The following is a 20,230-nucleotide window of genomic DNA, read 5'->3' as shown; positions in this document are numbered from 1 at the left end:
GATCACCAGAAACGAAGCCCTGCCATGACCTCCAGAAGAGCGCCGCGCGCCTCGCCCTTTGTCCGCTCCCATCGTCTGGAACCACCATGTCCGACAAGCACTCGACCGAAGCCGCCCCGGCCACCGTGAAGTTTCCCCACCGCAGCCGACGCGGCGTCCTGCTCGGTCTGACCGCCCCGCAGCTGATCGTGGTCGGTCTCACTGGCCTTCTCCTGCTCGCGGTGATCCTCACCCGCGGCGTGGTCGGCGCTCTCGCGCTCATTCCGCTCTGGGCCGTCATCGCCCTTCTCGTCTTCGTCCGCCATCGGGGGCGTGCGCTGGCCGACTGGGCTCCGATCGTCACCCGGTACGCCCTGCGCCGGGTACGGCGTCAGCTCGTCTGGCTGACCCGACCCTCGCACCGCCCGGTCCGCGAAGGACTCCTCCACCTGCCCGGCACCGCGGCCAGCCTGCGCGTGCTCACCGCCCCCGACGGCCGGTACGGTGCGGTCCACGATCCCCACACCGGCACGCTGACCGCCGTCGTCAAGGTCTCCTCCCGCGCCTACGCGCTGCTCGACCCGGGCACCCAGAACTCCAACGTCAGCGGCTGGGGACGCGCGCTGGCCGCACTCGCCCGGACCGGGCAGGTGGCCAGGATCCAGGTGATCGAGCGCACCGTCCCGGACTCCGGCGATACCCTGCGCCGGTACTGGGAGGAGCACGGCCGGCCCGAGGCCCCCGTGGCGGGGGCGATCTACAGCGAGCTGATTCAGAGTGCGGGCCCGGCGGCGGCCCCGCACGAGGCGTACGTCGCGGTGTCGCTCGACGCCAAGGCAGCCCGACGGCTGATCAACCAGGCCGGAGGTGGCCTGACCGGCTCCTTCAGCGTCCTGGCGCAGCTGACCTCGACCTTCGACCAGGCCGCACGGACAGCCGGGCTCAACCCCACCGGGTGGCTCACCGCCCGCGAGATCGCGGCCGTCGTGCGAATCGCGTACGACCCCAAGGCCCTTGCCGCGCTCGATCGTTGGTCCACCGCCGGTCGTCCGGAGGCGGAGCCCGCCGCTGCCGGCCCGGTCGTGGTCGTCGAGAAGGCGGACCACATCGCAACCGACTCGGCCGTCCACGCCACGTACTGGGTGGAGAACTGGCCCCGTACCGAGACGTCGGCGGGCTTTCTGCACCAGCTCCTGTTCACGGCCGGGGTCCGGCGCACGCTGTCGCTGTCGTACGAGCCGAAGGGGCTGGACGCCGCTCTGCGCGATGTCCAGCGCAGGAAGGCCAGCGTGATCGCCGATGCCGCCGAGCGGGCCCGGCGCGGTCAGGTCGACTCCGAGGCGGACTCGATCGAGTACCAGGACATCAAGTCCCGTGAGCGTCAGCTCATCGCCGGGCACGCGGACATCGCTATGACCGGGCTGCTGACCGTCTCGGCCGACTCCGAGGAGGAACTCCGTTCCGCGTGCGCGGTCGTGGAGACCGCAGCGGTCGGTGCCCAGCTCGACCTGCGGCCGCTCACCTGGCAGCAGGCCAAGGCGTTCACCGCCGCCGCCATGCCGCTCGCCCTCACCGTCTGACGCCGATCCCACTGAAAGGGCACTCCATGTCCCGCACCTCCGGCACGACCGCGCAGGACTTCGTGCCCTTCGCCACCGCCGCGCTCGACTTCCACCGCGCGCTCAACCTTCCGGGCGGTCCGCTCGTCACCACCCGCACCGAGCTCGACGCCCTGCACGCCCATCTCGTCTCACTGCACGGACTGCTCGACGCCCACACCGCCCGCACCGGGCACCTCGTCCCGGCCGAGGGCGAGCGGCTCCGTGCCGCCCGTACCCGTATCTGGCAGGCCGCCGACCACGTCCACGCCGCCTACCACGCGGCGCCCCGGCCGGGCTCCGGCGAGGTACCCGCGCCCGAGGGGTTCCAGGCGGGCCTGCCCGAAGGCGCCCCCGGACTGACTATCTGCCAGCGCCACCAGCGCACCGCGGACCTGGTGCGCCGCCGTACCACCCCCGCTGATCTGCACGCGCCGTTCACCGGCCTCGTACGCCGCTGACCCGCCTTCCGTCTGGAGAACCGTTCATGCCCCGTACCCGCGCCAGCGCGACCAACCTGTTCGTCCCCCGCAAGTCGTCGCGGGCCGAGCAGCGGGCTGCCCGTGCCGGTTTCGCCGAGGCCCGCCGCCAGGCCCGCCTCGCCGGAGCCCCGCCCAAGCGCCGTGCCGAGGAGACACTCGACCCGGAGTTGCGGCCAACCTACCCGCCCGCTGGACGCCCCGGCCCGTCCTCGGCACGGGGCGGCAAGCTCGGCCTGCCCGCCCACCGGATGACCACCGCCACCGTGTCCGGGGCCTACCCCTTCCTCGCCGAGGGCGGCCTGGGCGCGGAAGGCATCTTCATCGGAAGGGACGTGCACGCGGAGGCGGCGTTCTGTTACGACCCGTTCTCGCTGTACTCCAGCGGGCGGATCGAGGGCTTCACGAATCCGAACGCCGTCCTGGCCGGGATCATCGGCATGGGAAAGTCTGCGCTGGCCAAGTCGATAGCCACCCGGGCAATCGCCCACGGCTACCGGGTCTACGTTCCCTGCGACCCCAAGGGAGAGTGGACGGCGGTCGCGCAGGCACTCGGCGGCTACAGCATCGCGCTGGGGCCGGGGCTCCCGGGCCGGCTGAACCCGCTGGACGCTCCGGCCCGGCCCGCCTCGGTGAGCGAAGGCGACTGGGTAACCGAGGTCCGAAAGCGCCGCCTCCTGCTCCTGGCAGGTCTGGCACGCACCGTGCTGAAGCGCGATCTCCTGCCGATGGAGCACACCGCCCTGGACCTCGCCCTCGACTTGGCCGTCGCCGAGGCCGACGCCAGCGGCACGGTGCCGCTGCTCGGCGAGATCGCGCACACCCTCGGCTCGCCCGAGCGCCTCGACCGAGCCCTCGGCGACCAGGCCGGACGCATGGGGCCGGCCGCGCAGGACCTCGCGCACGCCCTGCGCCGGCTGGTGCACGGCGACCTGAGCGGCATGTTCGACGCCCCTTCGACGGTGACTTTTGACCCGACCACCCCGATGCTGTCCATCGACCTCTCCCGCCTCGGCGGCTCCGGCGACGACACCGCGCTGGTCCTCGCAATGACCTGCGCGAGCGCGTGGATGGAGAGTGCGCTCGCCGACCCGGACGGAGGCCGACGCTGGGTGATCTACGACGAGGCGTGGCGGGTGATGCGGCACGTCGGTCTGCTGGAGCGCATGCAGTCGCAGTGGAAGCTCTCCCGCGGGCTCGGTATCGCGAACTTGATGGTCATTCACCGGTTGTCGGACTTGCTCTCGGCAGGCGATGCCGGCTCGCGCGGCCGGGTGCTTGCCGAGGGCCTCCTGGCCGACTGCTCCACCCGCATCATCTACCGCCAGGAACCAGACCAGCTCGCTGCCGCTGCCTCGCTGCTCGGCCTGACCGGCGTCGAGACCCACGCGGTGTCCGCCCTGACCAAGGGCCGGGGCCTGTGGAAGGTCGCAGGCCGCTCTTTCATCACGCAACACATCCTGCACCCGGCCGAGCGCGAACTCTTCGACACCGACGCCCGCATGTCGGCCTAAGCTCCGCCCCCACCCGCTCGCTACCGCCTTCCCGGCGGGCACCGGCACAAGAACGAGGACCAACCGTGCCCACTTCTCCCAGTTCTCCCGCACCCAACGAAAAGCCCCCATCGGCAGTCACTGACCGCCTGGCGTGGCGGCAGCATGTCCCGGCGTTGGCCTCTGCCGCCGCCGGCATCAGGCAAGCGTCCGACGCCTGGGACGCGGTCTCGGACTCCTTCTGCGACGAGGACGGCTGGCCCATCGACGAGAAGTGCTACGCGGACGGCAAGGTGGCCCGTGACGCCGAAGCGTGGAAACACGTCGAGGTCTTCCTCGCCCACGGCCCCGAGGTACTGGCCGGGGTCCGCGCCGCCACCAGCGAGACCGACTACGCCGAGGGGCCGATCAGCGAGGACCTGCGGCGACTGCGCGGAATCGACACCACCCTGGAACAAGCAGGCCAGATCCAACAGGAGTGGGATCAGGTGATGGCCCTCATGGACGTCTCGCAACCCGGCTCGCGGGGGATCTACGAGAGCCAGGCTACGGAGATCCGCAACTCCGAAGGCTGGCACTACGCGGACGAGTTGTCCCTCCAGGGCCCGGCGCTCGCTCGGGCCGCTGACCACCTGGCCAGTCGGCTGGATCCCGGCCAGTCCCCTCAAGCCACACGTGCCCGGGTGGCCCTTGCCCGGTCCACCTCCGTCAACCGCACGGCCTCACCCGCTTCGCCGCCCGTCTCGCCCGCGCCGAATGCGCCGGCCCCGCGTCGTTCCCTCTGACGCCTCTACCACCGAGTTCCGGCCCGACCAAACCGGCCGATCGCCAGATCCTCATGAAGCCCACCGCCCCCATGCCCCACCTGCCTGCGGCTCCCGTCGTGGCTGCCGGGGCACCCTGACACGGAGAAACTCATGTGCCCCGATCAACCCTTGGCCTCCCTTCGACAGGAACACGGGTACGGACACCTCACCGTTCCCCTTCGGCAGCGCGGCCTGGAGTGCACCGTCGAGTACGGCCTCAGCGACTAAATCGTCCACGCCGCACTTCCCGACGGCAGTTCGCTGATCGTCTCGCCACCCCAGGAACCACCGGCCGACCATCCTCCAGGGCACCCCGAAAGCTGGTTGGTGACCCGATGGCATCCCGACGACTCCACAGTCCACGAAGTGATCTACGACTCGGAGCCCGACGGCCCCCACGCCCGGCGCGGCGGCAGTGTCCCGAGCTTGCTCGCCGCCATCGACACCGCCTTGACCAGCTCGGCGTGCCTCCACGGCCGGACTCCGCCTCGCCCCGTGTGAGTGCTGACCTCGCGCTCTCACCGACCGTCCGGCGCATGGCCCCGGCACCAATGCCGGCGGCTTCGCCCGTACGCCCCGCGCCGCCACCCGCCGTCCCTCGTCCGTACCCGGTCGCTGACCGCTCCCCGCATCGGAGTGCGCCATATCCCGCACCAGCAGAACCGCCTCGCCCCCCGACCGCCCAGCTCCCCGCGCCTGCACCGGATGGATCAGCCATGCCCACCCACTACGACTCGCTTCCCGATCTTGCATTCGGCCACCACCCCGACTACGGCATCGTCGCCGCGAACCCGAAGAACCTCGCGGCCAGCGCGTGGATGCTGAAGCGGTTTGGCTTCCGCCCCGTTCCGAACCAGCCGACGCTGTACGCCCTGGACGATCAACAGCGCGACGGACAGGGCCGTACCACCCGGGCCGTCGCGCTGCTACGCAAGGCCGGCTACCAGGTCGACGTCGATGCCGCCTTCGACCCCTCACTGGCCTCCAATGCGGCTCCGACCCGTGACAGCTCGCCGCGTATTGAGCCCGATGTCGCGTTCGCCGAGCACCCGCGGCTCGGCATCATCGCAGCCACCGACGACCACTCCTCCGCTCTCGGCGGCCGACTCATCCTGGAAGAACACGGCTGGCGGCAGAACCCGGTCCTGGACATCTACACGCTGCCCATCACCACCGACCGCAGCGAGGCCCTCGGGAAGGTCGCCGGTGCCATGGTGTCGATGCACCGATCCGATCTCCAGGTCGCGATCCATCCCAGCCTTGCTCAGGACGTCGCAGCACGCCGCGGCTCTGTGCCTGCGGCAGCCACGTGCCACGAGCACGACCCCGGTCACCCCGCTCGCAGCGCCCTGTCCAGCGCCGTCGCGCTCGCCACCAGCCCAGCCCGCGCCTGTCTCTCGGGGTCGGGCCCGGCGCCGGTTCCCGCTCCCGCCTCCTCCGCTCCGGCTGCTCGGCCGGTCGACCCGCGCATCGCCTTCGCCCACAACCGCTGACCCCACTCCCGTAAGGAACGGATCCAATGGCAGTGAAGACCATCTGGCAGATCTCCCATTCCTGTGGCCACCCGGACGAGCGCGACCTGTCCGCGCGGGCGGCCGATCGTCGCGCGGGCTTCGCCGAGTGGCTCGCCAGGCAGGAGTGCACCGCCTGTTGGCGTGCCTCCAGGGAAGACGACGAGCAGGACAAGGCCGCCTGGCTGAAGGCGAAACGAGCCGAAGAGCAGGCCGAATCCGAAGCCTGGTCGCAGCAGTACCGGATGCCTCCTCTGGAGGGAACCGAGCGAGCCGTCGCCTGGGGAGTACGCTGCCGCCACCAGATCCTGGCCGCCGCCTACACCGCCCTGGTCCTCGAAGGCGAGGCCAGCGAACCGGAGTGGGAGGAGATCGAGGAGGCCGCCCGCACCATCACCCGTGCCGGGTGGTGGCTCGACCAGCGCTCCTCCGGACCCGACGACCTCACCGAACTGCTCCAGGCTGCCACCGAGGCCGACCGGCCTACCGAGAACCCCCACTTCTGACCGTCCGAAGCCGGTTACGGGTAGGGCGCGCAGGGCGGCCTTCGTTCACTCAACAAGCACTACTCGCGGACACCGCCACCTACGTCTCCGGCCACCGACATCCGCATCGGCTTGCTCATCGTCACTGTCGGCAGTCCCGCCGTAGCCCGGGGCCGGCTCTCGTCTCTCGCTGACGGTCTGGCCCTGTCGGTCACGCCGTGAGTCTGCCGGTGCCCCCCTTCCGCTACAAGACCAGCCCCCGGACCCAAGTCCGCCCATCCGGTGGGGAACACGTCTGCCGCCTGCCCCCACCACCCAGCCCGGAAATCCAGCACAACGATCAGGGAGCAGCTGTGCCCGAGTTCTATTCAAGTTTCGGCGAGGCCGCTGGTGCCGCGATGCAGCACAACATTCGGCTCGCCTACCGCGGCAAGCCGTCAGGTTCCAGCCTGCCGCCGGCCCGAGACCTGCCCCAGCCTTCTGCCGACCCGCACTCCGTCCCCGGGATGACCTCCCAGCTCACCGAGGCCGCGACGCCCGAGGAGGTCGCCGAAATCCTTGAGGAGGTCAACGATGCACTTGTCGGGGCTCTGCCGCAGCTGACCGAACTGGTCCCCGCTGCCGCCGACTGGACCCGCGTACGTCTGACGTTCGACGACCCGCACCACAACCCCACCTACGAGACCTGGACTCGGTTGGCCGCCGCACACGGCATACTCCAGGACGCCCAAGAGCAGTTGGAGATCGCCGAGGACGGGGGAGCTGCGTGCCCGACCAGACTCACCGATCCCAGGCACCACGAGATGGTCAACGTCCTGCGGACCAGGGAGCCGGTCAGTGACGTCCTTGGTGCCGGCTCAGTAGTCTCCAGCCCGGCGCCTTCCAACGACAGTCCGGAAGTGAAACGGCAGCGTGCGGCCCGTGCCTCTTCGCCGAATGCCTCCGCCCAGCGCTCGCTGCCCCCGGCCAGTTCTGCCGAGGCTGCGGCAAGCGCTCCGCCTCCCCCGATCCCTCGCACCCGATAGCCAGACCATCAACTCCCTTTCCGAACAGGAGCCGCCGCGATGACCAGTAGAAGAGCACCGCGTGCCCCACCCCCATCACTCGTCTGCGCTCATTCCCAGGACCCACCATGCCCGCACCACGTACCAGCGCGCCCTCGACCACCACCGGGTCGGACGCGCTCCTCTATCTCCTCTTCGGCCTGCTCGGCATCGCGCTCGCCTTCGGTTCGCTCGCCTGGTTGACCGGCAACGTCAGCAACACGTTCTTCGGTGCTGGGCCTTGGGCCCCGTACCGGGCCACCGACGCGTTGCTTCACCCGGAGGTGCTGTGGCCGCATCTGAGTCCCACCGCCCTGCTGGTCGGCGCGCGGATCGTCCCCGGCCTGCTGTCCCTCTGCCTCACCGTCCTCGGCCTGGTGCTGTGGATGCGGCTGCGCGGCGGCGCGAAGAACGGCCTGGCCCAGAAGGTCGACCTTGCTCCGCTGCTGGACAAGGAGATCACCGCGAAGGCCCGGAGCCTGCGGCCGTCCCTGAGCGGTCGGGAGTGTAAAAGAGGTCGCTCCTGCTGACCGCGGCATCCTGCTCGGCACCCTCTCCCCCGGGCGGGCCGATGTTCGCGCGTCCTGGGAGGACGTGATCGTTGCGATCATGGCCCCGCGCAGCGGTAAGACGTCCGGGCTGGCGATTCCCGCGATTCTCGCGGCCCCCGGTCCGGTGCTGCTGACTTCGAACAAGGCGGCGAACGACGCCTTCACCGCGACGGTGGACGCCCGTGCCGAGGTCGGCACGCTCTGGACTCTGGACCCTCAGCAGATCGCCCACCATCCGCGCGAGATGTGGTGGGACATCCTGGCTGACGCCCGCGATCTGGCCGGCGCGAAACGTCTTGCCGGGCATTTCGTCGCCGCCAGCGTGGACGAGTCGAACGGCTCCGACTTCTGGTCCACCGCCGCGTCCAACACGCTCGGCGCGCTGTTCCTCGCCGCTGCCGGCCATCGGCGGCCGATCACCGATGTCCTGGCCTGGCTCGCCTCCCCCGCCGACCGGACCCCGGTCGACCTGCTTACCGATGCCGGCCACGACGCGGTCGCGGCCCAGCTACAGGGCACCGTCTCCGGCGCGACCGAGACCCGCGACGGTATTTACGAGACCGCGAGGCAGTACGCGAGCTGCCTGCTCGACCCCGATGTCGCCGCATGGGTCACCCCCGCCAAGGATCTGCCCGAGTTCAAGCCCTTCACCTTCGCCACCTCCCGCGACACCCTGTACCTCCTGAGCAAGGACGGCGGCGGCAGCGCATCCGCGATCATCGCCGCGGCGGCCGACGCCGTGATGCGCGCGGCCGTCATCGTTGCCGAGCGCTCCGGCGGACGGCTCGACCCGCCTGCCCTGTGCGTCCTGGACGAGGCCGCCAACGTCTGCAAAATCTCCGACCTCCCCGACCTCTACAGCCATCTGGGCAGCCGTGGTGTCATCCCGATGACGATCCTGCAGTCCTACCGGCAGGGCCAGCGGTGCTGGGGCGAGGCCGGCATGGACGCACTCTGGTCCGCCGCCACCATCAAGATCATCGGCTCGGGCATCGACGACGCCGACTTCGCCGACCGCCTCAGCAGGCAGGTCGGCGACCACGACGTGCAGACCACATCGGTGTCCACCAGCAACGGCGGCAAGTCCACCTCGGTCAGCATGCGCACCCAGCGGATCCTGCCGCCCGATGCGATACGCGCCCTACCCAAGGGCAAGGCGCTGCTCCTGGCCACGGGTATCCGGGTGGCGATGCTCGATCTGCGGCCCTGGTACAAGGAGCCCTCCGCCAAGGTGATCGGCCCGGCCTCCGCCCGCGCGACGAAGGCCATCACCGAACGGGCCATCGCAAAGACTCTCGGCCGTGACGGCTTCGGACTGTCGGCATGAGTGCGCCCACGCCGCGTCCCGGGCGGCTCGAACGTTCGCCGGTCGTTCTGCGTGACGGGCAGTGGTGGCTGGTCAGTGGGGCAGACTCGGTTCTCGCCGCCGACCCCGTGTTCACCGGTGTGCTGGACGGCTTCGCCGAGGCGATGGCCGCTGCCGACCAGGCGGTCGCCGACCTCCGTATCCGGCAGAGCGAACCTCCCGCTCCAGACACTGGGGGGGAGTGATGAACCCGCTGCTGCGCGCGGAGCAGGCGGTACTCGGCTCGGTGCTCCTCGACCCGGGCCAGATGGCGCATCTTGACTGGCTCGCGCCGGATCACTTCGACCGGCCGGTCCACCAGGCGCTGTTCGCCGCGCTGCGCAAGCTCCGGGCCGACGGCCACCCCGGACTGGCAGCCGATACATCGGTGCCGCTGTCGTGGGTGACCGATGCGGTCGAGGAGGCCGGCCACCACGTACGGGGGCTGAGCGCGGTTTACGCCCACACCCTTGTCTCTTCCTGCCCGCGTCCCGAACACGCTCCGGCGTACGGCCGCATGGTGCTGGAGGGGGCGATCCATCGCAGCGTCACCGCGCACGCGATCCGCCTTCACCAGGCGGCTCGCGCCGACGCCCTGCGGGGCGAGGTCGAGGGAGCCCTGCACCACGCGGACGTTCTGACCGGGGTTCTCGACGAACTCGCACGGCAGTGGGGCACCGAACCGCGCCCGGTCCCGCCCGCTACGCCGCCGGCCACCGCTCCGGCCGCGCCGCCGCCGGTTCGGGCCGGTCAGGTCGCCGAGGACGAACGGTTCCTTCTGGCCGTCCTTGTTGAGCGGCCGAGGGCCATGGACGAGGTGGTGGGCTGGCTGCGGCCGGGCGACTTCGCCGACCCGGCCCACGGGCAGCTCTACCGCTGCCTCGGCGCGCTGAACCACCGGGGCGAGCCCATCGACCGGATCACCCTGCTCTGGGAGGCGCAGCGGCGCGGTCTGCTGGCCGACGGCACGCTGTCCGGCGGGCAGATCACCGCCATCTGTGACGGTGTGGGTCCTGGCAGCGCCGAGTGGCTCGGTGAGCAGGTGATCCGTTCCTCGGTCACCCGCACCGCCGTCACCTCTGCTCGCACCATTCGGGGCTTGGCGGAGAACGAGTCCCTGTCCCCTGGGCAGCTCATCAATCACGCCCTGCACGCGCTCGGTCCACTCGACGACGTACGTACCCGCTGGCAGACGGCGAACGGCCACTCTCCGCCGTCGCCGGCCCCGGCTTCTTCGTCGAACGGGCCTCCTCCTGCGCGGGTGCACGCCGCTCTCGCTCGCAGCACGCCGCACCCGGTCTCGCCGTCCTCGGCCCGAACTCGCTCTGCGCCCGGCCCTGCTGCCGTGCGATCTCCCTCGCGCGGCCACAGCTGAAAGCCCCCGTCCTCTGTTCGTCCTCTCCTTTGGGATTCACCGTGAACAACACCCCCAGCTCTGACATCTCTGCCCTGAGTGCCACGGCCTCGGCCTTCGACGCCCAGCGCGGCAAGCTCCCGGTCCCTGGGAACTACCGCCGCTTGCCCGGCATCGTCGCCGTCGCCAGGCAGATATCCGAACTCGGCGAGCTGATCACCGACCTGGGCCATGAGGTCTTCCTCCGTGCCGCCGCCCAGGACCACGAAGTCCACACGGCCCGGGTCATCGCGGGCTTCGCTGCCGCTGCGCGACCTGCCGGCGAGGCGGCGTCCGCCCTCGGGGAGACGGCTCACCAGCTTGCCTTCCTGAACCAGACCGAGCATCTCCGTAACCGGCCCGACGCCCAGGAGGCCCGGGAGGCAGCAGTGCGGGTGATGGAAGACGCTCTCGGTTCGGCGGACACGGCCCTGCGCGAAGCCGCCGACTCCCTTCACGCCGCATCGGCGACGGTTTCGCCTCTGTCCGTACGGCTCCGAGCCGCCCGTAGCCGGTCCACGACCACAGCTCCCGCTCCCCGACCCGCACCTCCCGCTGCCACGCCGGCAGCGGCTGCACCGGGCCGGATCGTGCGGGGGCGGTGACATGCGGACCAGCAGCGTGCGCCCGCCGTTGATCGGCTCGCTCTGCTCCGGGTACGGCGGGCTGGACCTCGGGGTGCAGTCCGTGCTCGGCGGCAGTCTGGCCTGGCATGCGGAGGTCGATCCGGGCGCCTCGCGCATCCTGACCCGGCACTGGCCCGGGGTGCCCAACCTGGGCGACATCACGACCGTCGACTGGTCCAACGTCCCGCCGGTGTGCGTCCTGACGGCGGGCTTCCCCTGTCAAAGACGTCTCGGTCGCCGGCCGACGGGCCGGACTCAACTCCCAGACCCGCTCCGGGCTGTGGCTGCACGTCGCCCGTGCGGTCGAGGCCCTCCGACCCTGCCTGGTTGTGATCGAGAATGTGTGCGGCCTCCTCACCTCACCCGCCGGTTCCCCTGGCGACGTGGAATTCTGCCCGTGGTGTCTGGGAGACACCCCAGGCCGGCCTCCTCTGCGAGCACTCGGTGCCGTACTCGGATCCCTGGCCGACCTCCGGTACGACGCGAGGTGGCTCGTGCTTCGCGCCTCCGACATCGGGGCCCCGCACCGCCGCGAGCGGACCTTCCTCGCCGCCTGGCCCGCCGAGCCCCCTGCTCAAGACGCCGACCAGCAACATCGGCAGGAACGGCGGTTCACAACACCCCGCCAAGAGGAAGAGCGGGGGCCACGGACCGAACCTGGCCGACGAGGTGGAGTGGCTCCTGCCCGCCCCGAAGGCGTCGGACGGAACCAAGGGCTCGCCCAACCAGCGGCACGGCAACGGCGACATGACCCTGTCGAGCGCGGCAGCGTCCCTGCTGCCCACACCACCGACCCGCGACCCGGGCGCCCCGGAACGCCGACCGGGCAAGGGCCAGCCGCGTCCCTCGCCAACGGTGGCTCTGCCGCTCTGGAAGCAATCGGAGCAGACCGACGATGGGGTGCGTACGCAGCCGCCATCACCCGATGGGAGACGCTCACCCGCCCTGCCCCGGCGCCCACCGACGCGGCCGGACGGCTGCGTGCCGACTTCGTGGAGTGGATGCAGGGCCTCGATGCCGGCTGGGTCACCGCCACCCCGGGGCTCGGCCGCCCCGCTCAGCTCACCGCGCTCGGCAACGGTGTCGTACCCCAACAGGCCGCTCGGGCGGTGCGGTTGCTGGCCCCTCCCTTCCCTCGCTGCCCTCGCTGCGCGGCGGCCTAGCGCCCGGCTACCGGGTTTTCCCGGCCGGGCCAAATCGCGGCTTCTCCGGATCCTCTTCCCCATGTCGCCGTCCCACAGAGGGAGCACGCCCCGATGTCCGACACCAGCACGACCGCCTTCGGCCCCGAGCCGTTCCGTGTCCCCGACGGGAACCTCGACGACCTCGCCAGCAGCCTCGCCAAGACCATGGCCGAGGTCAGGCAGCACGGCGTCCTCCTCGATCGCCTCGGCTCCGAGCCCACACCCGTCCCCCAGCCGACCGACGATGCTCCGGCAGCAGCAGCGGGCTCCGAGCCGGCGGCTGGCCCCACCTCGGTGTTCATCATTGCCTTGGGCGGTGAGGCGTACGCCGTCGAACTCGCCGCCCTCAGTGCCTGGGTGAACCACCTCTTCCTCCCGATCTACGGGCGAGAGATCAGCACGACCCGCCCGTGGTGCGCGCGGTGGCAAGAACACCCCGAAGCCGTTGCCCGGCTGCATGCCCTCTGGCTCGCGTGGCAGCAGCTCACCGACGCCGAGGCCGGCCTGTCCGGTCCCTCGACGTGGCACCGCGACCACCTCGACCAGACACTGGTCCACCTCCGTGCTCCCGACGGCCCGTTCGCCGCGTGCACGACGAGCCCGACCCGGCCCAACCACCGCGTGCTGGCCACCCCCGCGCCCGAGCCGTTGGGGCTGGCGGCATGAGTGACGTACTCAACCCGGGAAGGTCGATGTGAGCCGCGCCCGCTTCGCCTTCGCCGCGCACCCGGACGCCATCGCTGACCTGCGGGAGCTTCCCGACGAGATACGTGATCTGGCGCTGCTGGAGCTGCAGAACCTGGTTCACGGAAGTGACGACTGCCTGCCGTTGAAGGGCCGTCTCGCGGGTTTTCACAAGGTGTACGTCGACCCGTCCGTCTCCTATCGGATGGTCATCCAGTTCCGCCCCGCCCCGCCCACCTCGCACCACAAGCGCGAGATCTATCTCGTCGCCGTCGGCAGCCGGAAGGAGTACGCGGTCTACCGCACGGCCCACCTGCGCACCGGCTCCCACCAGAACGTCGAGACAGCCTCCGCCGCCGAAGCCCGCGTGCAGGCCGCCTGTTCCCGCTCTCCCCGCGCGGCAAACCAGCCGACGCCCCTCCCAGTGGCGGCGGCCCAGCCCACTGCCACCGCTTCCCGAAAGGCTCCCCACCGATGATCGTCGACCGCGCCCCGCTGACTCGTGCCGAACTGGCGGGCCTGCTCACCGACGCCGCGCAGAGTGTCTCCGGGATCCTCACCGCCGAGTACCCGACGGCTGCCAGCCGCTCCTATCTGCACCCCGTACTGGGTGCGCTGTCGGCCGGACCGAGGGTGATCTGCGAGCTGAACGACCGGCTCGAAGAATTCTTGGCCGCCGAGCCGCGCCCCGCGACGCCGGCGGGTCTGTTCACCCTGGCCTCCTACGCCTCCGCGCTGGGATGGCTCACCGAGTCCCTCGCCGAACTCACCACCTCGGTCGACCAGATCTGCACCCGCGTCGGCATCCCCACACAGCCACCGGACCCGACCTTCACCACGCCCGACGGCACCGAGCTCGACTTCGCCTTCAGCGACCTGGAGTTGACGGAAATCCGCACCGCCGCCAAGGCCGCCCACCTCCCGCCGGGCGACTACGTCGCCGTGCTCTCCGAGTCCCTGCTCGCCGTCACCCGGATTACCGACGCCTGCATGGAGATCTCCAGCGGCCTCCTCGACGACGCCACGTACGTCCTCGGCAAAGCGACCGACCACGTCTGGATCAGCGACGGCCCGGGCCGCCTGCCCGCCCTGGTCCGTTCACTGCTCGCCCGGATGGAAACCGCCGAGTGAGCCCCCACAACCCGTTCCAGAGCCGGTGATGTGGCTCATTTCCACGGCGCCCGTGTGCGGCCGAACGGCCCGTTCCACGGCGTACGCAGGCGCGTCCCCCTCCCCCTTTTCTTCTTCAGGAACTTCCCATGACCTTCAGCTCGGATGATGAGCAGTGGCGCGAGTACCACGTCAGCCCCCGCTACCTCGCCGGATCAACGTTCACCGGTGACCCCGCTCTCCGTCCGCTCCTCGACAGCGGCTGGTTGCTGAACGACGACGACCTGGGCAACGTGTACGTCAACACCCCTGACCAGCGGGTCCGCCTGGCCTACCTGCCCGAGGGCGACGACGACGCCCTGTGGAAGATCACCGCGTACAGCTCGGACTACGCGACGCCACGCTGGCTGGTCACCTTCCAGAGCGGCACCCCCACCGAGATCGTCGCCGGATTCACCACCGCGCTCGCCGCCGCCTACGCCGAGGGCCCCGATTCCTACCTCCACCACGGCAACAGCACCCTGACCGCACTGGATGCCGGCACACCTCTGGCAGCGGCGGGCTGGAGCCACAGCTACAGCCCCGAGAACGTCTTCTTCCAGTCGCCCGACCACCTGGCCGAGGTCTACCTGCGCCACAACCACCTTGACCACACCGCCGAGATGCGGGGCCATCAAGAACGCTGGCTCACCCTTGCCGGGCCGCCAGGAAACCAGTGGTACGCCACCGCTTCCTCCTTCACCCCGCAGAGGCTGGTGACCGCGATGAACACCGCCCTCACCGACCCGTCACCAGTCATCCGTTACGGCTATGACCTGCAACGCCTTCCCCCACAGGCCACCGCGACACCGGTCAAACCGCGTATACCCACGCCCCTGGATATCCGCCGCATCCAGGCAGCCAACTCCCGCTCCACGGTGCTGCCGACGACTACCGCAGCTCGCCCCGTAACCCCGTCGCCGCGTTCGCTGCCAGCTCCGCAGCCCCTGCGCTCCGGGTACGCCCGCTGACGAACACGCCCTCTCCCCAAACCATTTGGAGCAGCTCATGTCCAACACCACCGCACTCGACCAGGCCACAGCCATGATCGAGAAAGCCTGGAACCGCCCCATCGACGCTCTGGCATCCCTCGCAATCCGCCGCCCCAGCGACGACCCGCTCCTGCGCTCGGCCATGCGCATCCGCTCGGCCATGGTCATCACCGACAGCGCCGCGACCGTGCACCAGGACCGTCTGCACGCCCTGACCCGCCCCGGCCACGTGCCGGCCTTCTACGACCTGGAACGGATCACCAGCTCAGCGGCAGACCTCCGCGTCGCCAAGGCAGAGAGCAGTACGTCCCTGCAGGCCATCAGCCACGTGATCGAAGCCCGCGAAGCCGCCGCGACCACGGCCTCGGTCCCGGCAGTCCGACTGGCCCAGGCCGCCGTCGCCCGCTCCGGGCACACACCACGCCCCCTGGGCCAGGTACCCGATCAGCCCGCCCCTTCGGCCGCTGCCGGCCCGCCGGTGGCCGACCCGGGGCCGCGCCGCTGACCGGTCAGGCGAGGTCCTCGTCGCGGTGGGCATCCCCGATGCGGGAGCCCACCGCGCGGGCCAGCTCCTCCAACGTCAACTCGATACGACACCCCTCCGCGATCCGCTCCTCCACCACCGCGCCCTCGTCCCAGCACCCGTCGCACTGCGTACCAACAGCCCACTGGCCGTCAGCGACCACCGCGATGTCCCCGACCGTCCACGGCCGCCCTGCAGCGCGGATCTTTCGCTCCAGCCCGACTCGGTCCCGGTATCTGCCCGGCTCCGCCACCCCGGTTCCTCTCCCCTTCGGTTCTGTGCGGCCCGTTGCCGCGACCCGGATACGACAACCGGGTCCGCTCATCCATTCCCGGAGCCGCTGGCCATCTGCTGCCAGCGGCCAGTTCGCCCACGGCAGACGCCGCTTCCCGGGAAAGGACTACGTACTTCTGCGCACCGCATGCCAACGTACGGGTGTTGGGAAAAACCGCAGGTCAACGAAGGGATCGTCCAACCGTGAACGCCTCCGCCACCCTCCTGCCCGCCGTCGTCCGCCCCGCCGTGGAAGACCGCTGCCGGCTCTCCTCCGACCACTGCGCGGCCCCGGTCCTCGACCTCCTCAACGCCCTCGGCTGGACGGTCGTCGACACCCCGGAGGCCAACGTCCACGCTACGAGCCCGGATGGCCGTATCTACGTCGGCTGGCTCCCCGAAGATCCCGCCGCCTGGCAACGCGACATCGTCTGGCAGATCCGGGTCCAGCCCGCCGAAGACGCTCCATGGGTTCAGGAATTCGACCTCCACGCCCCTTCCGAGGCCGTCGCCGGATTCATCGCCGCCCTCGTCGCCCACCGCTGACCACGTCACCACACCGCGCGCTCCGAACAGCACCAACCAGACAGGAGGTTCCGGCCATGCGCATGCTCCTGGCTACCCGCCCCGGCCACCGCCGCACGTGCGCCTACGTCCGACGAGGCTGCACCTGCTACTACCTACCCGGCCAGTACGGGCGCCGTTCCAAAACCGTCCGCCGCCGTGCCGCCCGGTACGCCGAACGACGCCAGTGGCAGCGCGACTTCGCGGACACCGCATCCGCATGACGCTTTCAAGTCGCTGAACAACCACCGCTCTCCGCCACAGCACCCATGCGATCCGGCATGAAGAAGGGACCGCACCACATGACGCGCGACAAGATGATGACCCGACGCGGGATGCGGCGCTACAACTGCTGCCCCGGCCACAACCCCCGCTCCTACCACCACGGACGTGAACGCGCCGCGAGGACCGCGAATGGCGGCAGGACATCGGACTTGATATCCCGCCCAACGTACGTGGCCCTGTCCGGCTGCCCTGACGTGCAGACGAGTCGGCCTTCCCCGCACCCGCCCTTCCCTACCGATCTTGGAGGCCTTCCGTGCCCCGCCACCTGACCGTCGGCCATGTGCTCCGTCAGCTCCAGGAGCTTGACCCCAACCTGCCGATCCGCCTCGCCGTCAACCCCGACTTCCCCTTCGCCCACCACGTGGGAGCCGAGGTCATCGTCCGGGACGGCAAAGCGTTCATCGCCGACGACGGCCAGGAGGGCTACCTCCCGGCGTCCGTGGGCGAGGCCCTCAACTGGACATGACCAACCCCATCAACGCCCTGGAGGTTCCTATCTCGTCGCACGTCCTTCCGCTCCACAGCATCGCCGCGCACCCCATGCCGAGCGGTGTACGCGGCGCACTGGTCCAGCGCGTCTCCGTCCCGCCCGACGGGGCCGCTCGACATCACCTGGCTCGCCGCCGAATCCCCGAGGCTCCCTCTCGGACGCATTCGCCTCCGCTGGGAGCCGGCCTCCCCCAGCGGCTGGAACGTCACCGCCCATCTGGGCCTGGCCACCGCCGAGGTACATCTCGCTTCCTGGCCTGCCGCGCCGGACGACTGGCCCCTCCTGGTCCGCCCGACCATCCACGAGGTACTCGGCCTGTGCGCCGCCCTCACGGTCGCGACCTCCGCCCTCGACCTCTCGAACCGCCTCGCCCAGGCCTGATCGGGACCGCAGCGCCTTCCTCCAACTCCGCAGCCAACTCGTCGAGGGGCCGGGCCTCGGCCACCGCATCGGGGCGCCTACGAGATGCGGGGGACGTCCTGTGCCGTGCGTGGGTCACGGTGCGTCGGCGGGCAGCCGAGAAGCTCTGTGCAGGGCGACCGCCAGCCCCTGGCGGCCTGGGCTGCCAATGCCGCTTCTGGCAACCGTGCCGTCGACCCTCTCTTCGCTGCCCGGACCGCATGTTCCCCACAGGATCCGAGGTCCGTCGAAGACCTGACCGGTGCGCTCTCCCTCCAGCGTGCCCCATCGACTACTACAAGACTCGCGGGGACGGACGGGACGGCAGTGCATATTCGTGAAGCGCTGTCACGGTCGGCCGGGCGTGAGTCCGGTCGTTCCTGCCGGTCCGCCCCGGGCGACTTCACCGTAATCCGTCCGACTGTCCGGTCGATGCAGGCGGACGAGCCGTTGTGTTCGGATGGCTGGAAGTCTCTGCCCGACATTGCATCAGGTGTGATCTAGGTTACCTTCGGGGGGACTGAATGGAGAACCGTGATGATTCGGGGCTGGGAAGCCGATCCCTCTTCACCGCTGGTGCGCCGCCTGGGCAAATCCCCCACCGAGCTCGGGACCACGGGCGGCGAGCAGGGATGCCCGGACATCTGGGAACTGGAGAACGGGGACATCGCCGTCGTTGGCCGCGACCTCACCGATTCCTACCTGCCTAACCTTCCCCCGGGGCTCGTCGTCGCCCCGGACGAACGGATCGTCGTAATCCCCCGCAGGACAGCCGCTGCGGCGAAGGTAGACCTTCCCGATGCTTAGCTCACAGGCCGACGGCCCGGGCCAGCGCCTCGGACTTGACGACTACTCCGAGGACTTCGGTCGCCATTTCTGGCGTTCCGGCTCCGAGGGGTTCTGGAAGCTCGAACGTCAGCAGAGCTTCCAGGAGCCCGGGGTGGAGAGCTGGGAGGCTTTCCGCAAGGGGCATTGGGACGAGTCCCTGGCGCTGATCGAGGGACAGCGGGGTCACTATGAGGAGTACCTCCGGCGAATCGCCAGAAGCGGGTTCGTCCTCCACCGTGTCCGCTGTGTGGAGGAGCCCATCGCTCCGTACCTCCAGTGGGAGCTTCACCTGCTGAACCTGAAGGCCCAGTGCGGGGAGGATACGAGAGTCCTCGGCGGGGACGGCATTCTTCGGTACGAAGCGCAGCACCCGCTTCCGGAGGTCGTGGTCCTCGGCTCCTCGGTGATGTACGAGGTGCTTTATGACGACGACGGGAAACTCGCCGGCGGTATCCGCTTCGACGATCCGCGCGTCATCTCCCGGTGGCGGAAGACGATCCAGGAGATGCACCGGGCTGGTGAGCCGTTGGGCGACTTCTTCACCCGCCGGGTCGCCCAACTGCCTCCACCGACCGTGACCGAGGAGTAGGGCCGAGTGATCCCGCCCGGAACTCGGTGGAGAGTCCGGGATGGGCATGAGAGTTTCGGCCGGATGCCGGTCGCATCACAAGGGCTGCATATGCGCATTATCCTGATTTCATACTCCGCACAGGGCTTCGCCCTCCTGCACCGCGTGTGCGAGCGGGCCGGGCACACGCCCGTCGCTTACCTGCATGCGCGATCGCTGCGGCCGGGCGAGCCGACGCGACGCGGTGCGGGCGATGTCGTGGGCGAGATCGTCGACGCCCTGCCGAACGGAATGGATCTGCTGATTCCGGGCCGGAAGAGTATGTTGCCGCACATCGTCGCGGGGTACCAGGCCGATCTTATCGTCTGCTACGGCTTCCCCTGGAAGCTGCCGCCGACGGTACTCCGGTCGACGAATTTGGGTGCCATCAACGTGCATACGTCGATGCTGCCGAAATACCGAGGCCCCATTCCGGTCAATTGGGCGATCAGGAACGGCGATAAGGAAATCGGTGTCAGTGTCCACTGGATGGAGAGCGAATTCGACTCCGGCGGGATCCTGGCCCAGGAGGCGGGGATCGCGTTGGGCGACGATGTCGCCCCCCAGTTGTTATGGGAAGAGGTCGACCGATACATCGAGCGGCTTCTGCCCCGTGCGCTTTCGCTGGCCGTAGCCGGTTCGCCTGGTGCACCGCAGGAGGAGGGGTTGGCCACCTACGCGGGGTGGATGGAACCCGAGTTCTCGCAGATCGACTGGAACACCTCCAGGGAAGAGATCCACAACCAGGTGCGCGCTATCAGGTTCGGCAGTTCGGGAAGATCCGGCCCAGTTGCCATGGTGGCTGACCGTCGTCTGCGGGTTCTGCGCACATCGTTGCAGCCGACGGACGGAATCAAGGTGACGTGTGGGGATGGACCCGTATGGATCACGGAGTCGGTACCGGTGGCGGACCCCGAATCCTGAACGGGCACCGATCCGCCGC

General features: G+C 70.0%; 24 protein-coding genes and 3 pseudogenes. 26 read left to right on the top strand and 1 reads right to left on the bottom strand.

The genetic code is table 11. The features are described 5' to 3' along the window. The first annotated feature begins 86 nt into the window (after nt 1-86). The 19 genes and pseudogenes from AB0I23_RS26445 to AB0I23_RS26355 all read left to right on the top strand — a co-directional run bounded on the left by AB0I23_RS26445 (nt 87) and on the right by AB0I23_RS26355 (nt 15,823). The gene (locus AB0I23_RS26445; protein ID WP_359112871.1) at nt 87-1,559 is read left to right on the top strand and encodes an SCO6880 family protein; all 1,473 of its coding nucleotides are present in this window, start codon (nt 87-89) and stop codon (nt 1,557-1,559) included. A 26-nt stretch (nt 1,560-1,585) separates the two neighbouring features. After that, a complete protein-coding gene (locus AB0I23_RS26440; protein ID WP_359112869.1) occupies nt 1,586-2,038 on the top strand; it encodes a DUF6238 family protein in 453 nt (150 codons plus the stop codon). 26 nt (nt 2,039-2,064) lie between these two features. After that, nucleotides 2,065-3,570: an ATP-binding protein gene (locus tag AB0I23_RS26435; protein WP_359112868.1), complete on the top strand. Its 1,506-nt coding sequence runs from the start codon at nt 2,065-2,067 to the stop codon at nt 3,568-3,570. 128 nt (nt 3,571-3,698) lie between these two features. Continuing rightward, entirely contained in the window at nt 3,699-4,334 is a 636-nt protein-coding gene (locus AB0I23_RS26430) for a hypothetical protein (protein ID WP_359112914.1), read from the top strand. A 737-nt stretch (nt 4,335-5,071) separates the two neighbouring features. Then, nucleotides 5,072-5,848, top strand: a complete 777-nt coding sequence (locus AB0I23_RS26425) for a hypothetical protein (protein WP_359112866.1) — start codon at nt 5,072-5,074, stop codon at nt 5,846-5,848. Between the two features lie 26 nt (nt 5,849-5,874). Continuing rightward, nucleotides 5,875-6,372: a hypothetical protein gene (locus AB0I23_RS26420; RefSeq protein WP_359112864.1), complete on the top strand. Its 498-nt coding sequence runs from the start codon at nt 5,875-5,877 to the stop codon at nt 6,370-6,372. 332 nt (nt 6,373-6,704) lie between these two features. Continuing rightward, on the top strand, nt 6,705-7,376 hold the full coding sequence (locus tag AB0I23_RS26415; protein WP_359112863.1) for a hypothetical protein: 672 nt from the start codon (nt 6,705-6,707) through the stop codon (nt 7,374-7,376). 107 nt (nt 7,377-7,483) lie between these two features. Continuing rightward, nucleotides 7,484-9,272, top strand: a pseudogene (locus AB0I23_RS26410) (type IV secretory system conjugative DNA transfer family protein). Next, on the top strand, nt 9,269-9,496 hold the full coding sequence (locus AB0I23_RS26405) for a hypothetical protein (protein WP_359112861.1): 228 nt from the start codon (nt 9,269-9,271) through the stop codon (nt 9,494-9,496). The pseudogene AB0I23_RS26410 and the gene AB0I23_RS26405 overlap by 4 nt, the downstream one beginning before the upstream one ends. Further along, a complete protein-coding gene (locus tag AB0I23_RS26400) occupies nt 9,496-10,665 on the top strand; it encodes a DnaB-like helicase N-terminal domain-containing protein (protein WP_359112912.1) in 1,170 nt (389 codons plus the stop codon). Before AB0I23_RS26405 ends, AB0I23_RS26400 begins: the two co-directional genes overlap by 1 nt. 41 nt (nt 10,666-10,706) lie before the next feature. Further along, nucleotides 10,707-11,288, top strand: coding sequence for a hypothetical protein (locus AB0I23_RS26395; RefSeq protein ID WP_359112859.1), 582 nt, complete (start codon nt 10,707-10,709; stop codon nt 11,286-11,288). Nucleotide 11,289: 1 nt separating this feature from the next. Beyond that, nucleotides 11,290-11,472, top strand: a pseudogene (locus tag AB0I23_RS26390) (DNA cytosine methyltransferase); the annotation flags it as partial. 115 nt (nt 11,473-11,587) lie between these two features. Continuing rightward, nucleotides 11,588-11,878, top strand: a pseudogene (locus AB0I23_RS26385) (DNA cytosine methyltransferase); the annotation flags it as partial. Nucleotides 11,879-12,310: 432 nt separating this feature from the next. Further along, a complete protein-coding gene (locus tag AB0I23_RS26380; protein ID WP_359112858.1) occupies nt 12,311-12,472 on the top strand; it encodes a hypothetical protein in 162 nt (53 codons plus the stop codon). A gap of 93 nt (nt 12,473-12,565) precedes the next feature. Next, nucleotides 12,566-13,159, top strand: a complete 594-nt coding sequence (locus AB0I23_RS26375) for a DUF4913 domain-containing protein (RefSeq protein WP_359112856.1) — start codon at nt 12,566-12,568, stop codon at nt 13,157-13,159. A gap of 28 nt (nt 13,160-13,187) precedes the next feature. Continuing rightward, nucleotides 13,188-13,655, top strand: a complete 468-nt coding sequence (locus AB0I23_RS26370; RefSeq protein ID WP_359112855.1) for a type II toxin-antitoxin system RelE family toxin — start codon at nt 13,188-13,190, stop codon at nt 13,653-13,655. Beyond that, a complete protein-coding gene (locus AB0I23_RS26365) occupies nt 13,652-14,308 on the top strand; it encodes a hypothetical protein (RefSeq protein ID WP_359112852.1) in 657 nt (218 codons plus the stop codon). The genes AB0I23_RS26370 and AB0I23_RS26365 overlap by 4 nt, the downstream gene beginning before the upstream one ends. 128 nt (nt 14,309-14,436) lie before the next feature. After that, on the top strand, nt 14,437-15,297 hold the full coding sequence (locus AB0I23_RS26360) for a DUF317 domain-containing protein (protein ID WP_359112849.1): 861 nt from the start codon (nt 14,437-14,439) through the stop codon (nt 15,295-15,297). A 37-nt stretch (nt 15,298-15,334) separates the two neighbouring features. Then, nucleotides 15,335-15,823 (top strand): hypothetical protein, encoded by a 489-nt coding sequence (locus tag AB0I23_RS26355; RefSeq protein ID WP_359112848.1) that lies wholly within the window; start codon nt 15,335-15,337, stop codon nt 15,821-15,823. Nucleotides 15,824-15,827: 4 nt separating this feature from the next. Here the strand turns inward: AB0I23_RS26355 and AB0I23_RS26350 are convergent, their stop codons facing one another. Then, nucleotides 15,828-16,094, bottom strand: coding sequence for a hypothetical protein (locus tag AB0I23_RS26350; RefSeq protein ID WP_359112847.1), 267 nt, complete (start codon nt 16,092-16,094; stop codon nt 15,828-15,830). A 224-nt stretch (nt 16,095-16,318) separates the two neighbouring features. Here AB0I23_RS26350 and AB0I23_RS26345 point away from each other — a divergent pair, with 224 nt between their 5' ends. From AB0I23_RS26345 to AB0I23_RS26315, 7 genes are all read left to right on the top strand, one after another. After that, nucleotides 16,319-16,660 (top strand): DUF317 domain-containing protein, encoded by a 342-nt coding sequence (locus tag AB0I23_RS26345; RefSeq protein WP_359112846.1) that lies wholly within the window; start codon nt 16,319-16,321, stop codon nt 16,658-16,660. 56 nt (nt 16,661-16,716) lie between these two features. Then, nucleotides 16,717-16,902, top strand: coding sequence for a hypothetical protein (locus tag AB0I23_RS26340; protein WP_359112844.1), 186 nt, complete (start codon nt 16,717-16,719; stop codon nt 16,900-16,902). A gap of 314 nt (nt 16,903-17,216) precedes the next feature. Further along, on the top strand, nt 17,217-17,429 hold the full coding sequence (locus AB0I23_RS26335; RefSeq protein ID WP_359112842.1) for a hypothetical protein: 213 nt from the start codon (nt 17,217-17,219) through the stop codon (nt 17,427-17,429). Nucleotides 17,430-17,513: 84 nt separating this feature from the next. Next, complete coding sequence (locus AB0I23_RS26330; protein WP_359112841.1) at nt 17,514-17,834, top strand: esterase; 321 nt, start codon at nt 17,514-17,516, stop codon at nt 17,832-17,834. A gap of 555 nt (nt 17,835-18,389) precedes the next feature. Then, nucleotides 18,390-18,659, top strand: coding sequence for a hypothetical protein (locus tag AB0I23_RS26325; RefSeq protein ID WP_359112839.1), 270 nt, complete (start codon nt 18,390-18,392; stop codon nt 18,657-18,659). Continuing rightward, a complete protein-coding gene (locus AB0I23_RS26320) occupies nt 18,652-19,269 on the top strand; it encodes a DUF6879 family protein (RefSeq protein ID WP_359112837.1) in 618 nt (205 codons plus the stop codon). Before AB0I23_RS26325 ends, AB0I23_RS26320 begins: the two co-directional genes overlap by 8 nt. Before the next feature lie 90 nt (nt 19,270-19,359). Further along, a complete protein-coding gene (locus AB0I23_RS26315) occupies nt 19,360-20,211 on the top strand; it encodes a methionyl-tRNA formyltransferase (protein ID WP_359112835.1) in 852 nt (283 codons plus the stop codon). The last annotated feature ends 19 nt before the right edge of the window (nt 20,212-20,230 follow it).

Origin of the sequence: Streptomyces atratus (assembly GCF_040655115.1) — a bacterium.
Taxonomy (GTDB): domain Bacteria; phylum Actinomycetota; class Actinomycetes; order Streptomycetales; family Streptomycetaceae; genus Streptomyces; species Streptomyces atratus_D.
This window is presented reverse-complemented; position numbering and strand designations above follow the sequence as displayed.

Excerpts from the sequence above, each read along its gene's own strand:
- AB0I23_RS26365 (WP_359112852.1), top strand. The coding sequence starts at position 13,652 with ATGATCGTCGACCGCGCCCCGCTGACTCGTGCCGAACTGGCGGGCCTG.
- AB0I23_RS26355 (WP_359112848.1), top strand. The coding sequence starts at position 15,335 with ATGTCCAACACCACCGCACTCGACCAGGCCACAGCCATGATCGAGAAA.
- AB0I23_RS26380 (WP_359112858.1), top strand. The coding sequence starts at position 12,311 with ATGCAGGGCCTCGATGCCGGCTGGGTCACCGCCACCCCGGGGCTCGGC.
- AB0I23_RS26445 (WP_359112871.1), top strand. The coding sequence starts at position 87 with ATGTCCGACAAGCACTCGACCGAAGCCGCCCCGGCCACCGTGAAGTTT.
- AB0I23_RS26405 (WP_359112861.1), top strand. The coding sequence starts at position 9,269 with ATGAGTGCGCCCACGCCGCGTCCCGGGCGGCTCGAACGTTCGCCGGTC.
- AB0I23_RS26400 (WP_359112912.1), top strand. The coding sequence starts at position 9,496 with ATGAACCCGCTGCTGCGCGCGGAGCAGGCGGTACTCGGCTCGGTGCTC.
- AB0I23_RS26320 (WP_359112837.1), top strand. The coding sequence starts at position 18,652 with ATGCTTAGCTCACAGGCCGACGGCCCGGGCCAGCGCCTCGGACTTGAC.
- AB0I23_RS26360 (WP_359112849.1), top strand. The coding sequence starts at position 14,437 with ATGACCTTCAGCTCGGATGATGAGCAGTGGCGCGAGTACCACGTCAGC.
- AB0I23_RS26420 (WP_359112864.1), top strand. The coding sequence starts at position 5,875 with ATGGCAGTGAAGACCATCTGGCAGATCTCCCATTCCTGTGGCCACCCG.
- AB0I23_RS26340 (WP_359112844.1), top strand. The coding sequence starts at position 16,717 with ATGCGCATGCTCCTGGCTACCCGCCCCGGCCACCGCCGCACGTGCGCC.
- AB0I23_RS26440 (WP_359112869.1), top strand. The coding sequence starts at position 1,586 with ATGTCCCGCACCTCCGGCACGACCGCGCAGGACTTCGTGCCCTTCGCC.
- AB0I23_RS26425 (WP_359112866.1), top strand. The coding sequence starts at position 5,072 with ATGCCCACCCACTACGACTCGCTTCCCGATCTTGCATTCGGCCACCAC.
- AB0I23_RS26375 (WP_359112856.1), top strand. The coding sequence starts at position 12,566 with ATGTCCGACACCAGCACGACCGCCTTCGGCCCCGAGCCGTTCCGTGTC.
- AB0I23_RS26435 (WP_359112868.1), top strand. The coding sequence starts at position 2,065 with ATGCCCCGTACCCGCGCCAGCGCGACCAACCTGTTCGTCCCCCGCAAG.
- AB0I23_RS26315 (WP_359112835.1), top strand. The coding sequence starts at position 19,360 with ATGCGCATTATCCTGATTTCATACTCCGCACAGGGCTTCGCCCTCCTG.
- AB0I23_RS26325 (WP_359112839.1), top strand. The coding sequence starts at position 18,390 with ATGATTCGGGGCTGGGAAGCCGATCCCTCTTCACCGCTGGTGCGCCGC.